This is a genomic window from Geodermatophilus amargosae (assembly GCF_041028265.1).
Classification (GTDB): Bacteria; Actinomycetota; Actinomycetes; order Mycobacteriales; family Geodermatophilaceae; genus Geodermatophilus; species Geodermatophilus amargosae_A.
This window is the reverse complement of record NZ_JABGCW010000011.1, coordinates 1-23,054: the sequence shown is the minus strand read 5'-3', so window position 1 is coordinate 23,054 and position 23,054 is coordinate 1. Positions and strand designations below refer to the sequence as shown.

Genomic DNA, 23,054 nt, shown 5'->3' with positions numbered 1-23,054 from the left:
GCACCGGAGCTGCCGCGAGGAGGCCGAGATGGAGCTGTCGGGCTACCTGCCGGAGCTGCGCCGGGTCGACGCCCGCTTCGCCGACGCGGCCGCCGAGGCCGTGCTGGCCCGCGGGTGGGCCGCCCCGGTGCCCGGCTGCCCGGGCTGGACGCTGGCCGACCTGGTCGCGCACCTGGGCGAGGTGCAGCACTTCTGGGCGTTCGTCGTGCGCACCCGCGCCACCGACCCGGGCGGGTACGTCGAACCGGCCCGCCGTCCCGACGACGAGCTGCTGGCCTGGGCGGCCGCGCAGTCCGCGGAGCTGGAGACCGTGCTGGCCGCCGCCGACCCGGCCGAGGGGGTGTGGACCTGGGCGCCCCGGAAGGACGTCGGCTTCGTCCTGCGCCGGCAGGTCCAGGAGGCCGTGGTGCACACCGTCGACGTCGAGCAGGTCCTCGGCGACGTGCGGCCGATCCCCGCCGACGTCGGCCTCGACGGCCTCGACGAGTGGCTGGAGGTCATGGTGCCCGGGGCGCTGCCCGACGGCCCGCCCGAGGGTGCGCACCCGGTGGTGCTGCACGCGATCGACGCCGGGGTGGAGCGCACGCTGTTCGCCGGCTCGCGTCCCCAGCCGGTGGCCACGCTGCGCGGCACGGCCGGCGACCTGCTGCTCGCCTGCTGGCGGCGGGTGCCGCTCGAGGTGCTCACCGTCGACGGCGACGGCCTGCAGGCCGCCGCGATGATCGCCGCCGTCGACCTGTCCTGACGCCGCCTCAGGGCCAGGTGGTGGCGTGGCGCTCGAACGCCTCGCCGGTCTGGACGCCGACCACGCAGAACACCAGCCCCGCCGGGTCGGTCATCTGCCAGAACGAGCCCATGTCCGCCGTCCGCCGGGCGCCCAGCGCCTCGAGCCGGGCGACCTCGGCGGGGATGTCGTCGGTCTCGACGTCGACGTGCCACCGCGGCGGCGTCCCCTCCCCCGTGCGCTGCACCTCGAAGGACAGCCCGCCGCCGAGGAACCCCAGGCGGTGCCAGTCGGGATCGGTCATGTCCGGCTCGACCGGGTTGCCGGTGGCGGCCGACCAGAAGTCCGTGCCGGCGACGTGCACCTCCGGCGGCAGGTCGAGCAGCAGGACGGCGACGCGCGAGCGGTGCGGCATGCCGGGCAGCCTGCCGCGCGCCTCCGACGATGTCCGCTCCCCGTGCACTCCGGGTCCGGGACGCGCACCACCCGACCGGCGGCGGGTCGAACGTGTGCGCTCAGGCCGGGTTCCGGAGCCGAGAGCGCGGCGTCGGCGCACACGCCCGGGGCGGGACGCGACCGGTGGACCCCGGTGGCCCGTGCCGGCGTACACCGCTGCCGCGGTGGTGTGCGGTTCCGGCGCATCCCGCGGGCGGAACGCGCCACGACCGCACGTCACCGATGCCGGCGAGGTCGCGCGGGCCGAACGTGTGCGCCCGGGCCGGGTTCCGAGACCCCGTGCGGCCTCGGCGCGCACGCTCACCGGAGGTGTGCGGTTCCGGCGCATCCCGCGGCCCGAACGCACCTCGACCGCACGTCACCGGATCCGGGCGGGTCCGCTCAGAAGGGGGGCCAGGGCAGGGCGGGCCAGTCCCCCGACGGCTCGGGGTGCAGCTGCGTGCGCAGCAGCTCGGCCACCCGCTGCTGGGTGCAGCGGACCTCGCGGCGGGTGAGGTGCTCGTGCAGCGCCTCGGCGAGGTCACCGCGCAGGTCGTCGGCCAGCCGCTCGAGCACCGCCAGTGCCTCCAGCGGCAGCGGCTTGCCCGCCCAGCGCCACAGCAGCGTGCGCAGCTTCGGGTCCGGCGAGAAGCAGATGCCGTGGTCGACGCCGTACACGTGCCCCGACGTCGTCGGGATGATGTGCCCGCCCTTGCGGTCGGCGTTGTTCACGACGGCGTCGAACACCGCCATGCGGCGCAGCCCCGGGTGGTCGGAGCGGACGAACCGGGCCAGGTCGACGTCGGGGTCGCCGTCGATCCACAGCTGCACCATGCCCGGCCCGAACGGGCCCTCGCGCAGCACGGTGGGCGGCACGACCGACCAGCCGGTGGCCTCGCTGACCAGCGCGGCCGAGACCTCGCGGCCGGCCAGCGTGCCGTCGGGGAAGTCCCAGAGCGGACGCTCACCGGCGACCGGCTTGTAGACGCACTCCGCCTCGAGCGTGCCGGTGCGCAGCGTGCCGAACAGCGTCACGTTGCTGGCGTCGATCATCCGGCCCTCGACGTCGATCTCGCCCTCGAGCAGCAGGGTCCGCGCTTCGGCATCACCGGCCGGGGCGCGCAGCTCCTCCACGGGCTCGCTCATCGCCGGCACCCCCGGATCAGCGGCGGTAGCCGTTCTGCCGCGGGCAGACGTGCCCGGTCGGGTCCAGCGGCAGCGAGCACAGCGGGCACGACGGCCGTCCGGCGGCGACGACGCGGCGGGCGCGGGCCACGAACGAGCGGGCCGCGCCGGGGGTGATGGTCACCCGCAGCGCGTCGGGGCCCTCCTCGGCGTCGGAGAGGATGGCGTCCTCGTCGACCGGCTCGTCGGTGGCGGCCACGGCCTCGACGACGACGGCCTGCGCCTCGCCGTCCCAGGCCAGGCCCATGGCGGCGACGCGGAACTCCTCGTCGACGGGAGGGGTCAGCGGGTCGAGGTCGTCGACGTCGGCGGCGGTGGGGACGGCCGTTCCGGGGCGCGTGGCGATCTCGTCGAGGAGCTCGTCCATGCGCTCGGCGAGGACCTGCACCTGCGACTTCTCCAGCGCGACGCTGACCACGCGGCCCTCGGCGTCGGAGGCCTGCAGGTAGAAGGTGCGGTCCCCGGGCTGGCCCACCGTGCCGGCGACGAACCGGGACGGGCGGTCGAATCGATGGACCTGGCGGGACACGCGCCCAGGTTACGCGGGCGCCCGGACCGTGGCGTTCAGGTCGCGGGCGTTCAGGTCGCGGCCGCCCCCGCGCCGCCGCCCACGACGGCGTCGGAGTCCCTGCCCCGCCGCCGCCGCGGGCGCTTCTTCGGCGGGACGAGCGCGGTGACGTCGCCGCCGGTGTCGTTCGTGCGGACGACGAACGGGCGGGTCTCGGTGTAGGTGACCACCGAGATCGACGCCGGGTCGACCACGATCCGCTGGAAGGCGTCCAGGTGCAGGCCGAGGGCGTCGGCGAGGACGGCCTTGATGACGTCACCGTGGCTGCACGCGAGCCACACCGCGTCGGGCCCCAGCCGGGCGTTCCACTCGCGGACGGCGGCCACGGCGCGGGCCTGGGTCTGCGCCAGCCCCTCCCCCCCGGCGCCGGGGAAGACCGCCGCCGACGGGTGCTGCTGCACGACCTTCCACATCGGGTCCTTGACCAGCTCCTTGAGCGGCCGGCCGGTCCAGTCGCCGTAGCGGGCCTCGCCGAGGCGGTCGTCGGTCCGCAGCTCCAGGCCGCGGCCGTCGAGCACGGCGCCGGCCGTCTGCCGGCAGCGCTCCAGCGGGCTGCTCACCACCGCGGCCAGCGGCACCGGAGCGAGGCGGGCCCCCACCGCGGCCACCTGCGCGTGCCCGGTCTCGTCGAGCTGCACGCCCGGGGTCCAGCCGGCCAGCACGCCACCGGCGTTCGCCGTCGTCCGACCGTGGCGCAGGAGGATGACGGTGGTCACGCGGCCGAGACTAGGCGGGCGTCCCGGACGACGCCGTCCGCGGTGATCATCGGTCGGGAGGAACGGAGGGCCGGACGTGGAGACGGACGGGATGCGCGTGGCTGCTCACCTGGCGCTGCTGTGCCTGCAGGCGGACGGGCGCCTGACACCGTCCCGCTCGGCCGGGCAGGCGGTGCGCGCGGGCGGCCTGGTCGACCTGGTCCTCGCCGGGCGCCTCGTCGAGGAGGCCGACGCCGTCGACCTGCTGCCCGGGCCGGAGGCGGGCCCGGTCGCCGAGGGGCTGGTGGCAGAGGTCGACGCGGACCCGGGACGCCCGCTGGCCGATCTGGTCGAGCGCGGCCGGACGGGCCTGGCGGAGGCGGCCGGGGAACTGGTGGGCCGCGGGCTCTGGGTGGCGCGGGCGTCGCTGCTGCCGTGGCGGCCGGACCGCTACCGGCCGGCGGACCCGTCGTCGTCCCGGTCCGCCCTGGCCCCCGCGGTGGCCGTTCCCACCGGAGGAGCCGACCCTGCTCCGGAGCGGGCCGCCACCGCGGTCCTCGCCACGGTCGCGGGCCTGGTCGACGGCCGCTTCGCCGAGGCCGACGAGCGCCTGCTGGCCGCGTGCGGACCGGCGGAGTGGGTGACCCGCATGGCCGCCGAGGTCATCACGGTGTCGCGCCGGTGGCACGACTCCCTCGGCACCACCACCATCGCCGACCTCGGGACGCCCTGGTGAGGCGCTACTTCGGGGCGAGGACCCCTCCGCCGACCAGCGCGAGCAGCGCGAGCCCCAGCACCACGCGGTAGACGACGAACGGCGTGAACGTGCCCCGGTCGAGGTAGCGCAGCAGCCAGGCGATCACCGACAGGCCGACGGCGAAGGCGATGACCGTGGCGAGGGCCGTCGGCCCCCAGGACACCGTCTCCCCCTCGACGCCGCCGGTGAGCACCTCGTACACCTGGAAGGCACCCGAACCGAGCACCGCCGGGACGGCCAGCAGGAACGAGTACCGGGCCGCGGCCGCGCGGGTGTAGCCGAGGAACAACCCCATGGTGATCGTGCCGCCGGAGCGGGACACGCCCGGCACCAGTGCCATCGCCTGCGCGAGGCCGAACAGCAGCCCGTCGCGGACGGTGAGCTGCCGCAGCTCCCGCTGCTTGCGGCCCACCCGGTCGGCCCAGTAGAGGACCAGGGAGAACGCCACCAGCGAGATGGCCACGATCCGCAGGTCGCGCAGCGTCGTCTCGATGTCGTCCTGGAACAGCAGGCCGAGGACGACGATCGGGATGCTCCCGATGATGATCAGCCAGCCCATGCGGGCGTCAGGGTCCGAGCGCTCCGTGCGGTCGACCAGCGCCCGCAGCCACGCGACGACGATCCGCGCGATGTCCCTGCGGAAGTACAGGAGCACCGCGGCCTCGGTGCCGATCTGCGTGATCGCGGTGAACGCCGCGCCGGGATCACCCCAGCCGGCGGCCTCGCCGACCACCCGCAGGTGTGCGCTGGAGGAGATCGGCAGGAACTCCGTCAGCCCCTGCACCAGCCCCAGGACGATCGCCTCGAACCACCCCACGGCCGGTCAGCCCCGCCGGTCCGTCGTCGGGCGGGCGGGCGGGCACGGGCGGAACGGGAGCACGGGGGGTCAGCCTAGGTCGGACCCCGCGGTGCGGCCGGAGCCACACCGGCGCGCCGTCCCCGACCCGCCGCGCCCTCCGGCCGGTGTCGTCCCTCGGCGGTAGGTTGGCCGGTCGTGGAACAACGGGCGCTGGGACGCAGCGGCCTGGTCGTCTCCCGGCTGGCGCTGGGCACCATGACCTGGGGCCGGGACACCGACGAGGACGAGGCGGCACTGCAGCTCACCGCGTTCGTCGACGCCGGGGGCACCCTCGTCGACACCGCGGACGTCTACTGCGACGGCGACAGCGAGCGGACGCTGGGCCGGCTGCTGGCCGACGTCGTCCCGCGGTCGGAGGTGCTGGTGGCCACCAAGGCCGTGGGCCGCACCGGGCCCGGGCCGCTCGGCCGCGGCGCGTCCCGCGGGCACCTGCTGGCCGCGCTCGACGCGTCGCTGGCCCGCCTGGGCGTCGAGCACGTCGACCTGTGGCAGCTGCACGCCTGGGACGAGCACACCCCGCTCGAGGAGACCCTCGCCGCCTGCGACACCGCCGTCGCCACCGGCCGCGTGCGCTACGTGGGTGTGAGCAACTACACCGGCTGGCAGACCGCGCAGGCGGCCACCTGGCAGCGCGCCTGGCCCGGCCGCACGTCGCTGGTGAGCACCCAGGTCGAGTACTCGCTGCTGCAGCGCGGCGTCGAGCGGGAGGTCGTGCCGGCCGCCGAGGCGCTCGGCCTCGGCGTGCTGGCGTGGTCGCCGCTGGGCCGCGGGCTGCTCACCGGCAAGTACCGCACCGGCACCCCGCCGGAGTCCCGCGGCGCCTCGCCGCAGTGGGCCGGCTTCGTCGACGACCTGCGCTCGGCCACCGCCGACCGGATCGTCGAGGCGGTCGTCACCGCCGCCGACGGCCTGGGCACCTCGCCGCTGGCCGTGGCGCTGGCCTGGGTCCGCGACCGCCCCGGCGTCGTCGCCCCCGTCGTCGGCGCGCGCACCGCCGCCCAGCTGCAGGCCTCCCTCGACGCCGACACCGTCCGGCTGCCCGCCGCCATCCGCACCGCGCTCGAGGACGTGTCGGCGCCGCACTTCTCCTACCCCGACCAGAGGGCCGCCCGATGAGCTCGCCCGCGACCCGCACCGCACCGGTCCCGGCACCCGTGTGGCCCGACCCCGTCTTCGGCGCCTTCTGCACCGCCGGGCTCTGGCCGGGCCTGGGCAAGCGGGCCGTCGCCGAGCTGCCCGGCGCCGGCATCACCACCCCCGACGACGTCACCGCGGCGAAGCTGCTGAAGATGCCGCGGGTCGGCAAGCAGCGCGCCGAGCGGCTGTTCTCCTCGTTCCTGGCCGCGGCGCCCACCTACGAGGTGGTGCAGCTGCTGGTCACGGCCGGGCTGGAGGCCAAGCTGGCGTCCTCGGCCGCCGACTCCCTGGGCGACGACGCCGCGCGCCGGCTGCGCGACGACCCGTGGGCGCTGCTGGGGCTCAACAACGTCAAGCTCGGCGACGCCGACCGGCTGGCCATCTCGCTGCTGCCCGGCGCCGACCGCCAGGACTCCCGTCGCGGCCGCGCGATCGTCGTCATGACGCTGCGGACCGCCGCCCGCGACGGGCACACCGTGCTGCCGGCCGACCTGGTCGTCGCCGCGCTGCGCGCCGAGGGCGTCACCGACCCGGTGGCGGCGATCACCGCGGCGGTCGAGTCCGCCGACGTGCTCGCCCACGAGCCGCCGGAGCCGGAGGAGGACGAGGACTCCGACGCCGAGCCGCCCGAGCCCGACCCGGCGCTGCGGACGCTGTCCCTGGCCCGCTACGGCATGGCCGAGGAGGAGGTCGCCGAGGGCGTGGCCCGGCTGGCGGCCACCGCGGAGCGGATCGCCGACCCCGCCGCCGTCCGGTCGGTGTCCAAGGGCCTGGACGAGGCGCAGAAGCAGGCCGTCGCGCAGGTCCTGGGCGCCGGCGTCTCGCTGCTCACCGGCGGCCCCGGCACCGGCAAGAGCCGCACCGTGGCCGCCGTCGTCCGGCTGCTCAGGGCCAAGGGCACCGAGGTGGCACTGGCCGCGCCCACCGGGCGGGCGGCCAAGCGCCTGGAGGAGCTGACCGACCACCCCGCGGTGACGGTGCACCGGCTGCTGCAGGCGCAGGGCTTCGGCGGCGGGTTCGCCCGCAACGAGGAGTGGCCCCTCGACGCCGACGTCGTCGTGGTGGACGAGGCCTCGATGCTCGACGTAGAGCTCACCGCGGCGCTGGTCGAGGCCTGCCCCGACGGCACCCACCTGCTGCTGGTGGGCGACCCCGCCCAGCTGCCCTCGATCGGGCCCGGGCACGTGCTCGGCGACCTCATCGACTCCGGCGCCGTCCCGGTGACCGAGCTGACCACGCTCTACCGGCAGGCCGAGGGCGGCGCCATCGCCCGGCTGGCGAGCGCGGTGCGCACCGGCGAGCTGCCGCCGGTCGACTCCCCCGACCGCGAGGTCGTCGTCGTCCCGGCGTCGGGCAGCGGCGAGGCCGCCCGCCGGGTCGTGCAGCTGGTCACCGACTCGATCCCCCGGGCGCTGGGGATCGACCCGCGCAACGTGCAGGTGGTGACGCCGGTGCACCGCGGGCCGGCCGGCACGATCGAGCTGAACCGGGCGCTCAAGGACAGGCTCAACCCCGGCGACGGGACGGTGTTCGGTTTCGACGTCGGCGACCGTGTGGTGGCCACCGCCAACCACCTCGACCTCGAGCCCATCGGGTTCGCCAACGGCGAGGTCGGCACCGTCACCGGCACCGGCGAGGGCTCGCTGACCGTCGACTTCTCCTCCGGGCCGGTCACCGTCACCGGCGACGCGCTGCCCGACCTCAAGCACGGGTGGGCGATCACCGTGCACCGGGCGCAGGGGTCGGAGTGGCCGGGCGTCGTCGTGGTGCTGCCGCCGGAGGCCGGCGGGATGCTGTCGCGGCCGCTGGTCTACACCGCGCTCACCCGCGCGCAGCAGCACCTGTCGATCGTGCACGCGTCGGGCGCGGCGCTGGCGCGGGCGGTGCGGGAGGTCGACGTCCGCCCGCGGCGCACCCGCCTGGCCCAGCTCCTCCGCGAGAACCTCGGCGGCTGAGGGCCTCTGTAGCGCTGTTGGCTCTCAGTCGCGGCGGGTGAGGCCGGCGCGGAGGGCGCAGAGCAGCTGGGACGTCGCCGCGCGCAGCTGGCCGGGGCAGGTGAGCGGCCGCGGGAAGGGCACCCGGACGTCGCGGTGCCCGCCGGGCCGCTCCACCCGCAGCCGGTAGCCGAACCGGTCGATGCCCAGCGGCCGCACCGTCTCCCCCGGGGCGACCGGCACGCGGCTGCGGAGGACGGCGAGCACGTCGGGGTGGTCGCGGTCGAGGTGCTGCAGCATCCCCTCCTCGACGGCGGCGAGCGGATCGGGCCGGGCGGCGGCGAAGCCGGCCGGCGAGACCTCGGCGCAGCCGTCGCCCTCGCGCAGCACCACCTCGGCGAGGTCCAGCCGCAGCAGCAGGGCGCTCGTGCCGACGTCGAGCAGCGCCTCGTCGGGCCGGACCTCGGCGAAGGCGACCGCGGCCGCGCGCCGGTCGGCCCCGGGGACCGGCGTGAGCCAGCCGGACAGCCACAGGGTGGCGCGCACCGGGTCACGCAGCGGCACCGGAGCCCGGTCGCTGACCATGAGCAGCGCCGAGACGTCCCGGTCGGGAGCGGTGGCGAGGACGTCGGCGACCTCGCCGTCGGCGGGCACCAGCACGAGCACCTGCCCGGCGGCGGTGGTCGCGTGCGCCAGCGGGCGGCTCGGCTCGCGGCCGGCCACGCACAGCGCGGCGGCGGTGCGGGTGGCCGCGGTGCGGGCGCGCTCGGGAGCACCGGCAACCGAGAGCGCCGGCGGACCAGGGCAGGTGGTCAAGGCTCCCCCTCGGGACGTTGGTTAGGGCAGCCTAACCACAGTGCTCGTCGGTGGGGAAGCGGGGCGTCGGTCCCCATCGGCCGGGTACGCCCGCTGCAGGCCGCGCCGGACCGGGACCGGCAGCGGCGCCGAGCCGGCGGTCGTCCCGGAGGAGGGACATGCCGGGTCAGGCGGTCAGCAGCGGCCGGAGGTGCTCGTGCGCCCAGGCGGCGAGCGTCGTCGGCGTGGTGGTCAGCACCGTGCGCGGGTCCTCGGGCTCGGAGTCGCGCAGGCCCGCGGCCATGCCGACGACGGCCTCGACCTGCCGTTCGGTCAGCCCGGCCGCCGTCAGCCCGGGGCGCAGGTCGTCATCGCCGATCTGCTCGGCGCGGACCGGGTGCCCGGTGGCGGCGGAGACGATCTCGGCGACCCCGTGCCAGGTGAGGTCGGCCGGGCCGTGCACGGCCTGCACCTGCCGGCCGGTCCAGTCGGCGGCCAGCAGCCGGGCGGCGGCGACGTCGCCGACGTCGCGCGGGTCCACCGTAGCCGTCGAGGGCCAGGTACCGGAGATCGGGCACCTCGACCAGCCGCGGGGTGGCGCGCTCGGCCCGGTGGCAGGCCAGCCCCTGCGGACGTCGACCTTCGCGGTCATCGCTCCCCCTCCCGCCCCGCCACCGGGCACGAGCGCCCGCCGCATCTGCGGCGCAGCACCACCACCGTGCCGCGGGTCAGGAGGTGCGGTCGTCCTCGTCGAAGGGGACGTCGGCCTCCTGCTCGAGGACGTCGGCCTCGTTGGCCTCGACGTCACCGACCGGCCGCAGCGGACCGGCCGACCCGGGCGCGGTGGCCAGCTGCTGCTCGAGCGCGTCGGCCTCGTCCGCGCCGTCGGCGATCGGGCCGGCGTCCCCGGCGACCTCGGGCGCGGCCGGCTCGAGGAGGGCCTCCTGCTCGGCGCGGTCGGCCTCGCTGGCGGTACCGGGATCGGTCACGTCGTCCTCCTCGGGTGCGGCTGGGGGGTCGCCGTCCATCCTGCCGTCCGGGTCGCGGGGCGGCAGCCCCGCGGGCGTCCGGCGGGTGACCGGCGGGTGTCGGCCGTGGCAACATCGGTCCGGTGAGAGCGGCCGACGACTACGAGTACGCGCCGCTGCGGATCCCGCCGGGCACGTCCCGTTCCGCAGCGGCGACCATGCTGAGCCTGCAGGTCGACGTCGGCGGCTGGGAGCTCGCACGCCTCCAGCTGCACGCCGACGGCACCCGCAAGGCCATCCTCCGCCGCCGGGCGCGGCTGTCCTATCTGCCGATGCCCGTCACCTGAGGTAAGGACCCCCTGCCCCCGCCCTCGCATGCTCGGCGCGGGCCCCTGCAGGGGGCCTAGGGAACGAGGACGACCTTGCCGACCGTGCCGCGGTCGGCCAGCGCGGCCAGCGCCCGCGGGGCCTGGTCCAGCGGCAGCACCTGACCGACCAGCGGGTCGATCTGCCCGGCGGTGACCAGCCGGACGAGCTCGTCGTGGGTCTGCCCGATCACGGCCGGGTCCTTCTTCTTGTACAGCCCCCAGTGCAGGCCGACGACGCTGTAGTTCTTGACCAGCGCGTGGTTGGCCGGCGCCTCGGGGATCCGCCCGCTGGTGAAGCCGACGACCACCAGCCGGCCCTCGAAGGCGATGCACCGGCGCGACCGGTCGAAGACGTCGCCACCGACCGGGTCGTAGACGACGTCGGCGCCCTCGCCGCCGGTGAGCTCCTTGACGACGGGCACGAAGTCCTCGGCCGTGTAGTCGACGACGTGGTCGGCGCCGAGCTCGCGGCAGACCTCGGTCTTGTGCGCGCCGCCGGCCGTGGCGATGACCTTCGCGCCGGCCGCCTTGCCGAGCTGGATGGCCGCCGAGCCGACGCCGCCGGCACCGGCGTGCACCAGCAGCCACTCCCCCGCCTGCAGGTGCGCGCGGCGGTGCAGGCCGACGTGGCCGGTCTGGTAGGTGAGGTGGAGGGCGGCGGCCTTCTCGTCGGACAGCGAGTCCGGCACCGGCCACGCGTCGCGGGCGTTCATCAGCGCGTACTCGGCGAAGGCGCCGGGGCCGCCGGCCGGCCCGCCGATCACCCGGCGGCCGTCCTCGGTCTCCCCGCACAGCTCGACGCCGGGGGTGAAGGGCAGCGGCGGGCGCTCCTGGTACTTCCCCTGCGCCATGAGCACGTCGGGGAAGTTGAGGGCCGCTGCCCGCACCCGGACCTTGATCTGGCCCTCACCCGGTGTCGGCTCCTCGACCTCCTCCAGCCCCATGACCTCCGAGGGGTCGCCGAGTTCGTGGACCCGCCATGCGCGCATGCGCCCGACCCTGCCAGAGCCCCGGTGACCGGCGTCACCGGGGCTCCGGCGCTCAGCGCATCGAGGGCGGGCGCAGCGCCTCGGGGACGACGGCGGTCTCGCCGGTCGCCGTCTTCGCGCTGGGCACGCCCTTGAACCTGTACGGGACCGTGCCGACGCCGGGCTGGATGACGTAGGCGGCACCCGGCTCCCCCGACGTCCAGGCCATGACCATCGCGTCGGCGACCTCGGCGGCCGGGATCACCGGGAAGTCCGCGGCCTCGAACTCGTGCCGGATGCGGTCGATGATCGCGGTGTCGGCGAAGCCGGGGCAGATCGCGCTGATGGTGATGCCCTCACGGCTCAGCCGGGGCGCCATCGACCGGACGAACGCGATCGCGCCGCCCTTGGCCACGCTGTAGCCCGGGTCCGAGGGCATGGGCGACAGGCCCGCCAGCGAGGCGGTCACCACGATCGCTCCGCCGCCGGCCCGCGCGATCGCCGGGCGGGCCGCCGCGGCGCCGTAGACCACGCCGAACAGGTCGATGTCGACCACGCGCATGAACTCGTCGAGGTCGAGGGCGTCGTCGCTCTTGGCCGCGGAGATGCCCGCGTTGAGGTAGGCGGCGTCGAGCCGGCCGTGCTCGGCCTCCACCTGGGCGACGACGGCCTCGTTGGCGGCGCGGTCGGTGACGTCGAGGGCGACGAAGTGCGCGCCGAGCTCGTCGGCGACCGACCGGTTGCGCTCGCTGTCGAGGTCGGCGGCGACGACGGTGACGTCCCGCTCGCGCAGCTTGGTCGTGAGGGCGCGGCCGAAGCCGCCGGTCCCTCCGGTGATCAGCGCGACGGAACCGGGGCCGGGGGGTGTGGGAGAGGTCACCCCGGCATCACACCACCCCGGCACCGTCCCGGGCGGGCCGGACCCCGCTCCCGTCCCGCCCCCGCCGGGATCACGGCGCTGGAACTGCGCCGGGCCGGCGTGGCGCGGTCGCGGCGCCATGATCGCGGGGAGGTGAGCGCGTCAGACCGCGCGGAGGAACCGGTCGAGCACCCGGACGCCGAAGCGCAGCGACTCCACGGGCACCCGCTCGTCGATGCCGTGGAACAGCGAGGCGAAGTCGAGGTCGGCCGGCAGCCGCAGGGGTGAGAAGCCGAAGCAGCGGATGCCCAGGCGCTCGAAGCTCTTGGCGTCGGTGCCGCCGCTCATGGTGAACGGCACCGGGCGGGCGCCGTCGTCCTCGCTCTTCAGCGCGGCGACCATCGAGTCGACCAGCGGGCCGTCGAACGTCGTCTCCACGGCCTGGTCGTGGACGATCCACTCGCGCTGGATGCCCTCGCCGATGAGCGAGGCGAGCTGCCGCTCGAACTCCTCGGCCTGCCCGTGCAGGAAGCGGCCGTCGACGGTGGCGCTGGCCGTGCCGGGGATGACGTTGGTCTTGTACCCGGCCTGCAGCATCGTGGGGTTGGCGGTGTTGCGCAGGGCCGCGCCGAGCATCCGGCTGATGCTGCCGAGCCGGGCGAGCGCCTCCTCCGGCTCGTCGGGGTCGATCTCGATGCCGTAGGCCTCCTCCACGGCGGCGAGGAACTGCCGCATCGGCGGGGTGAGCACGGTGGGCAGCCGCGCCGAGCCGAGGCGCGCGACGGCCTGGCACAGGCGGGTGACGGCGTTGTCGTCGTGGACGAACGAGCCGTGCCCCGGCTTGCCGCCGGCGGTCAGGCGCATCCAGGCCAGGCCCTTCTCCGCCGTCTGGACGAGGTAGAGGCGCAGGTCGTCGCGGACGGTGATGCTGAAGCCGCCCACCTCGCTGATCGCCTCGGAGCAGTCGGCGAACAGGTCGGGGTGCTCGTCGACCAGCCAGCGGGCGCCGAGCTTGCCGCCGGCCTCCTCGTCGGCGACGTAGGCCAGCACGACGTCGCGCGGCGGCTGCACGCCGGTGCGGGCCCACTCGCGCACCAGCGCCAGGACCATCGCGTCCATGTCCTTCATGTCCACGGCGCCGCGGCCCCAGACGTAGCCGTCGCGCTCCTCGCCGGAGAACGGGTGGACGCTCCACTCGGCGGGGTCGGCCGGGACGACGTCGAGGTGACCGTGGATCAGGAGGGGCGGCCTCGAGCGGTCGGCGCCCTCGATACGGGCGACCAGGCTGGCCCTCCCCCGCTCCGACTCCAGGATCTGCGACCCGATCCCGACCTCGTCGAGCTTGCCGGCCACCCACTCGGCGGCGGCCCGCTCCCCGGCGCTGGTGGCGGTGTCGCCGGTGTTGGTCGTGTCGATCCGGATCAGCTCGCTGAGCAGCTCGGCGACCTCGGCCTGGGCCTGGACGGGACCTCGGTTCTCCACCCGGCGAGCGTAGGGCCGGACGGCGCGATCGCGACCCGGGCCGGGGCCTGCTCCGGACGGTGCCGCCGGGTTGCTATCGTTGTCCCGCACTCGTCCGGGTGGCGGAATGGCAGACGCGCTAGCTTGAGGTGCTAGTGCCCTTTATCGGGCGTGGGGGTTCAAGTCCCCCCTCGGACACAACACCGCCCCGGTGTCTCTGCAGGTCAGAGGCCCGGGGCGGCTTCGTTTCGAGGGCAACGATGCCTCGTGACACCACTCTGGTACTCCGCGGCCTTCTCAGCCCCGGGGAAGGGCGGCGTAGCGCTCGGCGGCCTGGCGGCCCATGCCGGGCTGATCGCCGCGCTGAGCGCGCAGCGCCTCGGCATGGGCCAGGCCGGAGGCGGTCTCACCGGCCTGCCGAGCGGCCCGACGACGGAGTCGGCTCAGTCCTCGGTAGCCGGGGGGCGAGGAAGCGGGCGGTCTGGCTCCCCGGCGCGGCGGCCACCCGTTCCGGCGTGCCGGCGGCCACGATCCTGCCGCCCTGGTCACCGGCTCCAGGACCCAGGTCGATGACCCAGTCGGCGTCGGCGACGACGTCCATGTCGTGTTCCACCACCACCACGGTGTTGCCCGCGTCGACGAGTTGGTGGAGTTGGCGCATCAGCAGTTCCACGTCAGCGGGGTGCAGCCCGGTGGTCGGCTCGTCGAGAACGTAGAGCGTGTGCCCCCGTCGGGCCCGTTGCAGCTCGCTGGCCAGCTTCACCCGCTGCGCCTCGCCGCCGGACAGCTCCGTCGCCGGTTGTCCGAGGCGCAGGTAGCCCAGACCGACCTCCTGCAACACGCGCAGGCTTGTGGCCACCGGCGCGAGGTCGGCGAGGAAGTCCGTGGCCGCGTCGACGGTCAGGTCGAGCACCTCGGCGATGTTCCTGCCGCGGTGCGTGATCTCCAGCGTCTCGGGGTCGTACCGCGCACCGTGGCAGGTCGGGCAGGGCGAGTACGTCCCGGGGAGGAAGAGCAGCTCCACGGTCACGAAGCCCTCGCCCTGGCACGTCGGGCAGCGCCCCTCGGCCACGTTGAAGGAGAACCGCCCGGCGCCGTAGCCGCGCCTGCGGGCCTCCTCGGTGGCCGCGAAGAGCTTGCGCACCGCGTCGAAGAGCCCGGTGTAGGTGGCCAGGTTGGACCGGGGGGTCCGGCCGATGGCCTTCTGGTCGACGCGCACGAGACGGTCGACGGCCGCAGGCCCCTCGAGCTGCACCGTCACCCCCGCGGTGTCCTGGACGACGTCGTCCGGGTCGGCAGTCGGGTCGTCACCGGCGTCGTCGGCGCCGTCCGTGGCCGTCGCGGGTGAGCCGAGCCGCCGGGAGACGGCATCGGCCAGCACCTGGCTGACCAGCGTCGACTTGCCCGAGCCGGAGACGCCGGTGACCGCGGTGAAGACCCCGAGCGGGAACGCCACCTCGACGTCGCGCAGGTTGTGCCGGTCGATGCCACCCAGGCGCAGCTGCCCCGCCGGCTGCCGTCGCGGCCGACCGATCGGCGGCTCCCGGTCGAAGAGGAAGCGCCGGGTCACCGAGGCATCGACGTGGGACAGGCCGGCGACGGGCCCGCTGTAGAGGACGCGGCCGCCCTGCTCCCCTGCCAGCGGGCCGACGTCGACGATCCAGTCGGCGCGGTGGGCCAGCGCCATGTCGTGCTCGATGACGAACAACGAGTTGCCGGCCGCGGTCAGCTGGTCCAGGACCTCCAGCAGCGGTTCGGCGTCGGCCGGGTGCAGCCCCGCGGATGGCTCGTCCAGGACGTACACCACGCCGAACAACCCCGACCGCAGCTGAGTCGCGATCCGCAGCCGTTGCAGCTCGCCGGGCGACAGGGTCGGGGTCGTACGGTCCAGGCTGAGGTAACCGAGGCCCAACGTGGTGAGCACCTCGATCCGGCCGAGGAGGTCCGCCGTGATCCGCGCCGCGACGTCGGTCGCCTGCGGTGCCCGGCGGAGCGTCTCGACGAGCGCGGCCAGCGGCAGGGCGGCCAGTTCGGCGATGTTCCGCCCGCCGACGGTGACGGCCAGGGACTCGGGCCGCAGCCGGCTGCCCGAGCAGACCGGGCAGGTCGAGGTCTGCACGAACCGCAGGACCCGCTGCCGCATGGTCGGGCTCTTGGTGTTGGCCAGGGTGTGCAGCACGAGGGCCCGTGCGCCGGTGTACCGGCCCTGGTAGTCGCGCTGGACCTGACCCATCCCGCGGACGGGGCGCACGGTGACCTCCGGCTGCTCGTCGGTGAACAGGATCCAGTCGCGCTCGGCTTGCGGCAGGTCCCGCCACGGCCGGTCGATGTCGTGGCCGAGCTCGACCAGGATGTCGCGCAGGTTCTTGCCGTGCCAGGCCCCCGGCCAGGCGGCGATCGCGCCGTCCCGGATGCTGAGCGATGCGTCGGGGACCAGGCTGTCCTCGGTCACCAGGTGCACCCTGCCCAGACCGGAGCACTCGGGGCAGGCGCCGGCGGCGGTGTTGGGCGAGAAGGCGTCGGAGTCCAGCCGGCCGGTCGACCCCGGCGGATAGATGCCGGCGCGCGAGAACAGCATCCGCAGCGAGTTGGACAGCGTCGTCACGGTGCCGACGGCGGACCGGCTGCTGGGGGTGCCCCGACTCTGCTGCAGCGCCACCGCCGGCGGAAGTCCGGTGATCTCGTCGACGACGGGTGCGCCGACCTGGTGGATGAGCCGCCGGGCGTACGGAGCCACGGACTCGAAGTACCGGCGTTGCGCCTCCGCGTAGATCGTGCCGAAGGCCAACGAGGACTTCCCGGATCCGGAGACGCCGGTGAAGACGACCAGGGCGTCCCGCGGCACGTGGACGTCGACGTCGCGCAGGTTGTGCTCGCGGGCGCCGCGCACCCGGACGAACCGGTCCGTCGGCGAGGACGCGCGGCCCGGTTCACCGATCATGACTCCAGCCTGACCTGCGCCCGGGCCGGAGGGGCACGCGGGGGACACACCCGGTCTCGCCGCCGTTGCCCGTCCCGTCGATGCGGGCACCGAGCGGGACGTCACCCGAGCCGGCGTCGCCAGCGGGGCAGCGCGGGGTCACCCGCCGGCTCCTCGCCCAGCGCGCGGGCGGCGTCGGCGACGTCCTCCGCGGTGATCGTCGTGACGTCAGCACGGTTCCGGGTGACGCCGGCGTCGCGGAGACCCGGGCGAAGATCATCGCGCTGCCGCCGCGACGGACGACGGCGCGCACCCGCGCCGACCGCTCGACGAGCGCCCGGCACACCCGCCGGCCAACCCGTCGCACCGGTCACCGCCACGACGGGGGCGGAAGTGGCTGTGCGGTCCACCCTGCCAGCGACCGCGCAACGACGCCCGCCGCGCGCACGTCACCCGCCTCGCACCCTCGGGCGGCCGGCCGATCCACACTGCGAAGCTCGGCCGGGATCAGTCGACCAGCTCGGTCGGAACCGTGTGCCCACGTACCGGCTCCCCCTCGGACTCCGCCTCGTCCCGGTTTCCTGCAGATCAGAAGCCCGGGACGTGGTCGTGCAGGTCTCCGGAGCACCCAGGCCATCACCCGGCGGCTGAGCTGCCGGACCGCCTACGCGCAGCCGCACCCTGTCGCGCCACATACCGGGCGGCACCGGTGCTCATCGCCGACCCCCCGGTCGCCATGCCAGGCGCCGCCGTCCTCACCGGACGCGACGGCGAACTCCGGCTGCCTGCTGGCCACCGACGCCACACGGTGGACGAGGCGCGATGGTCCTGCGGGCCTTCCTCCGGTGGCAGCCGCAGTACCCAGCTGGTCACGCGGGAGCGCCGGCAGTGCAGGACAGCCCGTCGGCCGGCCGCGGGCCCCTCCTGCCGCCCGGTCGTCCGGCCCGAGCGCGCCCGTCGTGCCTCACGGTCCGACGGCTGACCGCCGACCGGCGTCAGGCCGTGGTGGAGAGCCGGTAGAGCGCGGTGTGGTGGACGTGCAGCACGGGCTCGGCGTCGGCCAGGGCCAGAGCGTCGTAGCGGACTTGCTCGTGCCGGCCGCGCCGGCCCACGTCGGTGACGCGTCCGTGCACGGTCATCCGCGCAGGCAGCCGGGCGATGCCGAGAAAGGTGCAGGCGCTCGAGGTGTGGATCCACGGTCCGAGGGCGACGTTGTGCATGAGCAGCTCGTTGACCAGGCGCAGCAACAGACCGGGATGCGCCCACGACCTCTCCCGGTACAGCGCCAGTGGTTCGCCGATCGCATCGAGGTACCACTCGTTCTCCTCGACGGTGCCGACTTCGTGGACGCTGCCGAACGGCCCGGCAACCGGGTCGATCACCGGCTCGCCGGCAGCTGACACCTCCGCGAAGTCGGCGAGGTCGGGGCGATCCCCCGTGCGACCGGTCGAGCCCGCGCAGCGCACCTCACCGTCCGCGCCGGTGACGGTCAGCTGGCCACCGGTCACGTCGACGAGCAACTCCTCGCCGTCGTAGACCGGCCGACGGAAGCGCAGATCGACCCGCCCGCCGGACAACCACTCCTCTCCCCAAGCCGCCACCAAGGGCGTGGTCGTGCGGGCGAAGAGCTCCACCCCGGGCACCAGCGCGCCAGAGAAGCCGAACCGCCGAGCGACGCCGTCATCGTGGATCTTGTTCTCGGCCTCCTCGATGACACGGGCGACGAAGCGGTGCGGCGCAGGGGCGTCCATGTCGCCGGATGCTGCCACCATCGGACCCTTCGCTGTCTGCGCCGGCCGGCCCGGCACAAGCCTGAGAACGCGCCGTCGACGAGGTCCCCCAGGTCTCCGCTGGGGCCACACGAGGGCCTCGCTGTCCGGTTGGCGCCTCGGCCGACAGACGGCACGTCACGGAAACGCGTCCCGCCCGCGCGCCCCGGTCGCGCCGGCCCCGACCTCTCCGATCCCCGCACGTCACCCGGATCCGATCGGAGGCCCGGCAGCACGTCCGTAGCCGTGTGCGGGGGTACGGACTCCCCTCGGACACCAGACGACGACTCATCGCCAGCCGTCGAGTGGTGTGCGTACGCGACGAGTCGGCCCTCGGACACAGCACCGCCCCGGTGTCTCTGCAGGTCAGAGGCCCGGGGCGCTTCACGTTCGGGCCTCCAGGGCTCGCGTGATACCCATGTGATGCCCATCGCGTCGGATCAGCCCTCCAGCAGGGCAGCGAAGCGGTCGGCGGCTTCACGCCCCATGCCGGGGTGCACGTGCTGGTAGACGGTGAGCGTGATGGTGGCGTTGGCGTGACCGAGGCGCTCGGAGACGACCTTCACCGGGACGCCGTCGGCGAGCAGCAACGTGGCGTGGGTGTGGCGGAGGTCGTGCAGCCGGATCACCGGCAGTCGCTCCTCCCCGAGCGCCTTGCGCGCCCGGGCCACCTGGGCGGTGAAGCGGCGGGAGAACCGTTCGGGATGCCGGTGGGTGCCGTCGAGGTCGCCCAGCACCACCGCCGCGTCGCGCCAGATCCGGGGACAGGCCGGCGCGAGCGGTCCGGTAGGCGCGGAGCGCGGCCACCGTCCCTGGGTCGAGGTCGACGACCCTCGACTGACCGGTCTTGGTCGGTCCCTCGACCAGTTCTTCGCCAGCCCCCTTCGCCTTCACCACGCCGACGCTGCGGCGAACCGCAATCCGTGCGGCGCCCACATCGACGTCCCGCCAGCGCAGGGCCAGCACCTCACCGCGGCGCATCCCGGTGACCGCCAGCAGCCGCCAGCCCATGGCGAGGTCCGGATCCTGGACGTCGGCCGGGCCGAGGAACCGGCCGAGCTCCGGCGCGGTCCAAGCCTGCATCTCCGGCGGACGGGCCTCCGACGGGCTCGGGGGTGTCGACCGGTCGGCCGGGTTGACCGCCAGCCGCCCCTGCCTGACCGCGTCGCTCAGGGCCGACCGCAGGATCGTGTAGACGTAGCGCACCGTCCGCGCGGGGAGGCGCCCCGACCGTCGGCCCGCCCGGACGCCTCCAGCTTGCGCATCCAGGCGTCCACCATCGAGCCGGTGAGACGGGCGATCGGCTGGGCACCGAGGTGAGGATCGAGGTGCAGCCGGATGTTCTTCCGGTAGGAGGCCAGCGTTGGAGGGCTGAGCCGTTGCCCCTGTATCCACTCGGCGAGGTAGGCGTCGAGGCGCTGCTTCGACGGTTCGACCCACTCCCCCACGTCGGACTTGCGGATCTCCGCGCGCAACGCTGCCGCGGCGTCCTTCCTCGTTCTGAACCCGCGCTCCAGGACGACACGCTTCGTCCCGTCCTCACGCTCCGCCGAGTATCTGATCGGGAAACGCGGACCGGCCTTGGTCGCGTACTCACTGATGCTGCCCTCACCCGCCTGACGTCGCCGTGGCTCGGGCATCCACCGACCTCCTGTCACCGGCCCTTTCGAGCGATCTGACCTCACGACAGACCGACTGCGGCCGGGTGGGATCCGTAGTCCTGGTGCCTCCGCCGACAGGTGCCATCAGAAGACCGGTTGCGTCGCCACCCTCGGCTTCGCGCGATCACATCTTCGGCTGGATGGATCACGTTGATCGACGTTGACTGCACAGCCCAGAGCGGCAGAGGGCCACGTAGCGGCGACGAGATACTTCCAAGCTCAGCAGCCGTCACACGTCTTCCACTTCGGGTTCTCCAACTCGTGGTGACGAGTCAGTGGAGACTCGTCTGCAGCCTCGTGAGCACGGGAAACAGCGGGAGTCCCGAATACCGCGCACGACGGCGGGAACGCGGACGTCGACGGCGTCACCAGGTCCAACGAGCCCCGACCGAGGTGGCCCGCTCGGACCCGAGACCCGCCGGAGTGGACAGCCCCGAACGACGGAAGGCCGCCACGACCTGCGGCCGGTGCGGCGGGTCCATCAGGCCGAGGAGTCGGGGGCCGATCCCCCAGTGGTGTTCGGCCACCTGCCGGCACCGGGCCTGAGGTCCCGGTGAAGCGCCTGCTGCAAGGGGCGCCGATCGACCGCGTGGTCTGCGCGGACGCGGTGGACCGCCCGGACGTGCTCCCCTGGTTCGCCGGACGGGCGATGGCGACTGCCCAGCCTGGCGGTTGACAGCCCGGTCGGCGAACCCGCCGCCAGAGCCGAGTGCTCCAGCAGGCCGCCTCGGGGACGGCTCACCGTCGGGCCGGCGTGCGGTCGAGGACGTAGGACCCGGGGGCGGCTTCCAGCGGTGGGTGCTCGGCGTCCCCGGTGCCGTCCGGTGCGGGCCGTTCGTCGCCGGAGCGTTCGAGGACCCAGTCCGCCCAGGCCTCCCACCAGGTCCCGGTCCGCTTCTCCGCGGTCCGACGCCAGTGCTCGGGGTCCGCCCCGGGTTCGCCGCCGACGGAGTAGCTGGCCTTCGGGTTGCCGGGTGGGTTGACCAGGCTGGCGATGTGGCCGGCGTTGCTCAGCACGAAGGTGCTCGGCCCGCCCAGCAGCTGTGTCGTGCGGTAACAGCCGGTCCAGGGGGTGAGGTGGTCGTTGAGCGCCCCGGTGACGAAGGTCGGGACGGTGATCCGGGGCAGGTCGACCGGCGTACCGAGCACCTCGACGCGGCCGTTCGCCAAGGTGTTGTCCTGGAAGATGTCGAGGAACTGCGCGTGCAGCCTGGCGGGCAGGTTGGTGCCGTCGGCGTTCCAGGCCAGGATGTCGAACACCGGGGGTCGTTCCCCCATCAGCCAGTTGTTGACGACGTAGTTGAAGACGAGGTCGTCCGGGCGCATCCAGCTGAACACGGCGCCGAGGGACCGGGCGCTGATCACCCCGTTCCGCTCGGAGTTGCCGCGGGCCATCTCCAGCGCGCGAGGTGCCGAGAAGGCGCCGATGGGTGCCCGCGTGCCGAAGTCGAGCAGCGTGACGCCGTAGGAGGCGGAGTGCACGCTGTGGTCGCCTCGTGCGGCGAGGTGGCCGAGGACGGTCGTGGTGAGGATCCCGCCGGCGCAGAACCCCAGCGTGTTGACGTCCTCGGCGTCGGTGACGTCCTTGACGACGTCGATGGAGCGCAGGATCCGCCGTGCGTAGGTGTCGATGTCCCAGTCCGCCTGCGCGGCGGTCGGGTTGCGCCAGCTGACCATGAACACCCGCAGCCCGCGGCTGGCCGCGTACTCGACGAAGCTGCGGCCGGGTCGCAGATCGAGGAAGTAGTACCGGCCGATGGGCGGCGGGATGACCAGCAGGGGCCGCTGCCTGACGGTCGGGGTACTCGGCCGGTACTCGATGAGCTCGGCGACGTCGTCCCGGTCGATGACGTCGCCCGGGGTGACGGCGAGGTCCACCCCGACCGTGAAGGCACTGCGATCGGTCTGCGACGGCATGCCGCCGTTGTGCCGCACGTCGTGCACGAACTGGCGGGCTCCGCGCATGAGGCTGGCGCCGGCGGTGTCGAACGCCCGCTTGAGGACCGCCGGATTGCCGGGCAGCGTGTTCGTCGGCGCCAGGGCACTGGCCAGCACGCCCACGGCGAACCGGGCCCGTTCGACGTCGTGCCAGTCCGAGGCGGTCTTCTCGTAGTCGTCGACGAGCCGGTCCAGCTGCGAGGCGAGCGCGAGGTACCCCTGACACAACCGGCGGAAGGCCGGGTTCGTCGACCATGCGGGATCAGCGAAGCGCTTGTCCTTCGGGGAGGGCCGGTACTCGTCGCTCCCCCGTGCGATCGACGCCCAGTCGCGGACCAACCGGCCGGCACCACGGGTGACCGGGCCGGGCTGGGCGAGGGCGGAGGCCATCCCCCTCAGGACACCGACGACGGACGGGATCCCGACCGACTCACCGCCCTCGACGACGCCGATCGCCTCGTCCTCGTCGGCCGGCACCGGCTCCTCCACTGCAGGCCGATGGTCCTTCGGAGGAGCGGTGGTGCGGCTGCGGGCCGGCTTCGTCGCGGTCATGATCGGCTCCCATTCGGACGAGTTGACGGGGCACTACGAGAACCCGGACGGTGGGGTGTCTGGTCGAGACGTGCACGTCTCCCGCTGTCCGTCGGGCGACTCCGAGCCGCCCCACCGCCATGGAGATGCCGCTGGATCTCCTCCGGTGTGACCGCAGCCACATCGGGGACGCTAGTCGATGACCGTGCCAGGAGCCGCCCGAAGCGGGTTGGTCAACCGCCACGGTCGACGGGAGGGGTCGACCGACCGTGCAGGGTGGAGGGCCGTAAGCCTCTCCTCGTCGACGGGATCGATCCGTGCCGGTGACGATGCGTCCGGCAACCCCGACGTGGGGTGACCGGGCTGACCGGTCCCCCTACGCGGGGCAAGGGCTCAGAGGAGCTCGAGGATGGTGGCGTTGGCCTGGCCGCCGCCCTCGCACATGGTCTGCAGGCCGTAGCGGATGCCGTTGTCGCGCATGTGGTGCACGAGCGTGGTCATGATGCGCGCGCCGGAGCCGCC

The 23,054-nt window shown here is 74.6% G+C and carries 21 protein-coding genes, 1 tRNA gene and 1 pseudogene; 6 read left to right on the top strand and 17 right to left on the bottom strand.

What is annotated here, in order from left to right; genetic code table 11:
- Positions 1–28 precede the first annotated feature (28 nt).
- Positions 29–745, top strand: coding sequence for a maleylpyruvate isomerase family mycothiol-dependent enzyme (locus HLV61_RS14580; RefSeq protein ID WP_369256628.1), 717 nt, complete (start codon positions 29–31; stop codon positions 743–745).
- A gap of 7 nt (positions 746–752) precedes the next feature.
- Here HLV61_RS14580 and HLV61_RS14575 read toward each other — a convergent pair whose 3' ends face one another.
- The 4 genes from HLV61_RS14575 to HLV61_RS14560 form a co-directional block, all read right to left on the bottom strand.
- Positions 753–1,139 (bottom strand): VOC family protein, encoded by a 387-nt coding sequence (locus HLV61_RS14575; protein ID WP_369256626.1) that lies wholly within the window; start codon positions 1,137–1,139, stop codon positions 753–755.
- 422 nt (positions 1,140–1,561) lie between these two features.
- Complete coding sequence (locus tag HLV61_RS14570; protein WP_369256624.1) at positions 1,562–2,305, bottom strand: SCO1664 family protein; 744 nt, start codon at positions 2,303–2,305, stop codon at positions 1,562–1,564.
- A gap of 16 nt (positions 2,306–2,321) precedes the next feature.
- Positions 2,322–2,873: a DUF3090 family protein gene (locus HLV61_RS14565; protein WP_369256622.1), complete on the bottom strand. Its 552-nt coding sequence runs from the start codon at positions 2,871–2,873 to the stop codon at positions 2,322–2,324.
- A gap of 50 nt (positions 2,874–2,923) precedes the next feature.
- Positions 2,924–3,628, bottom strand: a complete 705-nt coding sequence (locus HLV61_RS14560) for a histidine phosphatase family protein (protein WP_369256620.1) — start codon at positions 3,626–3,628, stop codon at positions 2,924–2,926.
- Between the two features lie 97 nt (positions 3,629–3,725).
- Between HLV61_RS14560 and HLV61_RS14555 the strand changes: the two genes are divergently transcribed.
- Positions 3,726–4,343: a GPP34 family phosphoprotein gene (locus HLV61_RS14555; protein ID WP_369256618.1), complete on the top strand. Its 618-nt coding sequence runs from the start codon at positions 3,726–3,728 to the stop codon at positions 4,341–4,343.
- A gap of 4 nt (positions 4,344–4,347) precedes the next feature.
- Here the strand turns inward: HLV61_RS14555 and HLV61_RS14550 are convergent, their stop codons facing one another.
- Positions 4,348–5,181: an undecaprenyl-diphosphate phosphatase gene (locus tag HLV61_RS14550; protein ID WP_369256616.1), complete on the bottom strand. Its 834-nt coding sequence runs from the start codon at positions 5,179–5,181 to the stop codon at positions 4,348–4,350.
- Positions 5,182–5,358: 177 nt separating this feature from the next.
- Here HLV61_RS14550 and HLV61_RS14545 point away from each other — a divergent pair, with 177 nt between their 5' ends.
- Positions 5,359–6,339, top strand: a complete 981-nt coding sequence (locus HLV61_RS14545; protein ID WP_369256614.1) for an aldo/keto reductase — start codon at positions 5,359–5,361, stop codon at positions 6,337–6,339.
- Positions 6,336–8,315 carry an AAA family ATPase gene (locus HLV61_RS14540; protein WP_369256612.1) on the top strand — a complete coding sequence of 660 codons (1,980 nt, stop codon included), beginning with the start codon at positions 6,336–6,338 and terminating at the stop codon, positions 8,313–8,315. The genes HLV61_RS14545 and HLV61_RS14540 overlap by 4 nt, the downstream gene beginning before the upstream one ends.
- Positions 8,316–8,339: 24 nt before the next feature.
- Here the strand turns inward: HLV61_RS14540 and HLV61_RS14535 are convergent, their stop codons facing one another.
- The 3 genes from HLV61_RS14535 to HLV61_RS14525 form a co-directional block, all read right to left on the bottom strand.
- Positions 8,340–9,110, bottom strand: coding sequence for a DUF2470 domain-containing protein (locus HLV61_RS14535; RefSeq protein ID WP_369256610.1), 771 nt, complete (start codon positions 9,108–9,110; stop codon positions 8,340–8,342).
- A 166-nt stretch (positions 9,111–9,276) separates the two neighbouring features.
- Positions 9,277–9,630 carry a hypothetical protein gene (locus tag HLV61_RS14530; protein ID WP_369256608.1) on the bottom strand — a complete coding sequence of 118 codons (354 nt, stop codon included), beginning with the start codon at positions 9,628–9,630 and terminating at the stop codon, positions 9,277–9,279.
- 187 nt (positions 9,631–9,817) lie between these two features.
- The gene (locus tag HLV61_RS14525) at positions 9,818–10,078 is read right to left on the bottom strand and encodes a hypothetical protein (protein ID WP_369256606.1); all 261 of its coding nucleotides are present in this window, start codon (positions 10,076–10,078) and stop codon (positions 9,818–9,820) included.
- A gap of 122 nt (positions 10,079–10,200) precedes the next feature.
- Here HLV61_RS14525 and HLV61_RS14520 point away from each other — a divergent pair, with 122 nt between their 5' ends.
- Positions 10,201–10,404, top strand: a complete 204-nt coding sequence (locus tag HLV61_RS14520) for a DUF5703 family protein (protein ID WP_369256604.1) — start codon at positions 10,201–10,203, stop codon at positions 10,402–10,404.
- A gap of 56 nt (positions 10,405–10,460) precedes the next feature.
- On the opposite strand, the gene HLV61_RS14515 is transcribed toward HLV61_RS14520, so the two are convergent.
- From HLV61_RS14515 to HLV61_RS14505, 3 genes are all read right to left on the bottom strand, one after another.
- Positions 10,461–11,414 (bottom strand): NADPH:quinone oxidoreductase family protein, encoded by a 954-nt coding sequence (locus tag HLV61_RS14515; protein WP_369256603.1) that lies wholly within the window; start codon positions 11,412–11,414, stop codon positions 10,461–10,463.
- A gap of 52 nt (positions 11,415–11,466) precedes the next feature.
- A complete protein-coding gene (locus tag HLV61_RS14510; RefSeq protein WP_369256601.1) occupies positions 11,467–12,273 on the bottom strand; it encodes an SDR family oxidoreductase in 807 nt (268 codons plus the stop codon).
- Between the two features lie 141 nt (positions 12,274–12,414).
- Positions 12,415–13,734, bottom strand: coding sequence for a M20/M25/M40 family metallo-hydrolase (locus HLV61_RS14505; RefSeq protein ID WP_369256599.1), 1,320 nt, complete (start codon positions 13,732–13,734; stop codon positions 12,415–12,417).
- A 92-nt stretch (positions 13,735–13,826) separates the two neighbouring features.
- Between HLV61_RS14505 and HLV61_RS14500 the strand changes: the two genes are divergently transcribed.
- Positions 13,827–13,911, top strand: a tRNA-Leu gene (locus tag HLV61_RS14500).
- A gap of 208 nt (positions 13,912–14,119) precedes the next feature.
- On the opposite strand, the gene HLV61_RS14495 is transcribed toward HLV61_RS14500, so the two are convergent.
- From HLV61_RS14495 to HLV61_RS14470, 6 genes and pseudogenes are all read right to left on the bottom strand, one after another.
- Positions 14,120–16,654, bottom strand: a complete 2,535-nt coding sequence (locus HLV61_RS14495; protein ID WP_369256597.1) for an excinuclease ABC subunit A — start codon at positions 16,652–16,654, stop codon at positions 14,120–14,122.
- A gap of 974 nt (positions 16,655–17,628) precedes the next feature.
- Positions 17,629–18,384: a hypothetical protein gene (locus HLV61_RS14490; protein ID WP_369256595.1), complete on the bottom strand. Its 756-nt coding sequence runs from the start codon at positions 18,382–18,384 to the stop codon at positions 17,629–17,631.
- A gap of 458 nt (positions 18,385–18,842) precedes the next feature.
- Positions 18,843–19,142, bottom strand: a complete 300-nt coding sequence (locus HLV61_RS14485; protein WP_369256593.1) for a tyrosine-type recombinase/integrase — start codon at positions 19,140–19,142, stop codon at positions 18,843–18,845.
- Between the two features lie 429 nt (positions 19,143–19,571).
- Entirely contained in the window at positions 19,572–20,042 is a 471-nt protein-coding gene (locus tag HLV61_RS14480) for a hypothetical protein (protein WP_369256591.1), read from the bottom strand.
- A gap of 759 nt (positions 20,043–20,801) precedes the next feature.
- Entirely contained in the window at positions 20,802–22,553 is a 1,752-nt protein-coding gene (locus HLV61_RS14475) for a PHA/PHB synthase family protein (protein ID WP_369256589.1), read from the bottom strand.
- Between the two features lie 372 nt (positions 22,554–22,925).
- Positions 22,926–23,054: pseudogene (locus tag HLV61_RS14470) on the bottom strand (acetyl-CoA C-acetyltransferase); the annotation flags it as partial.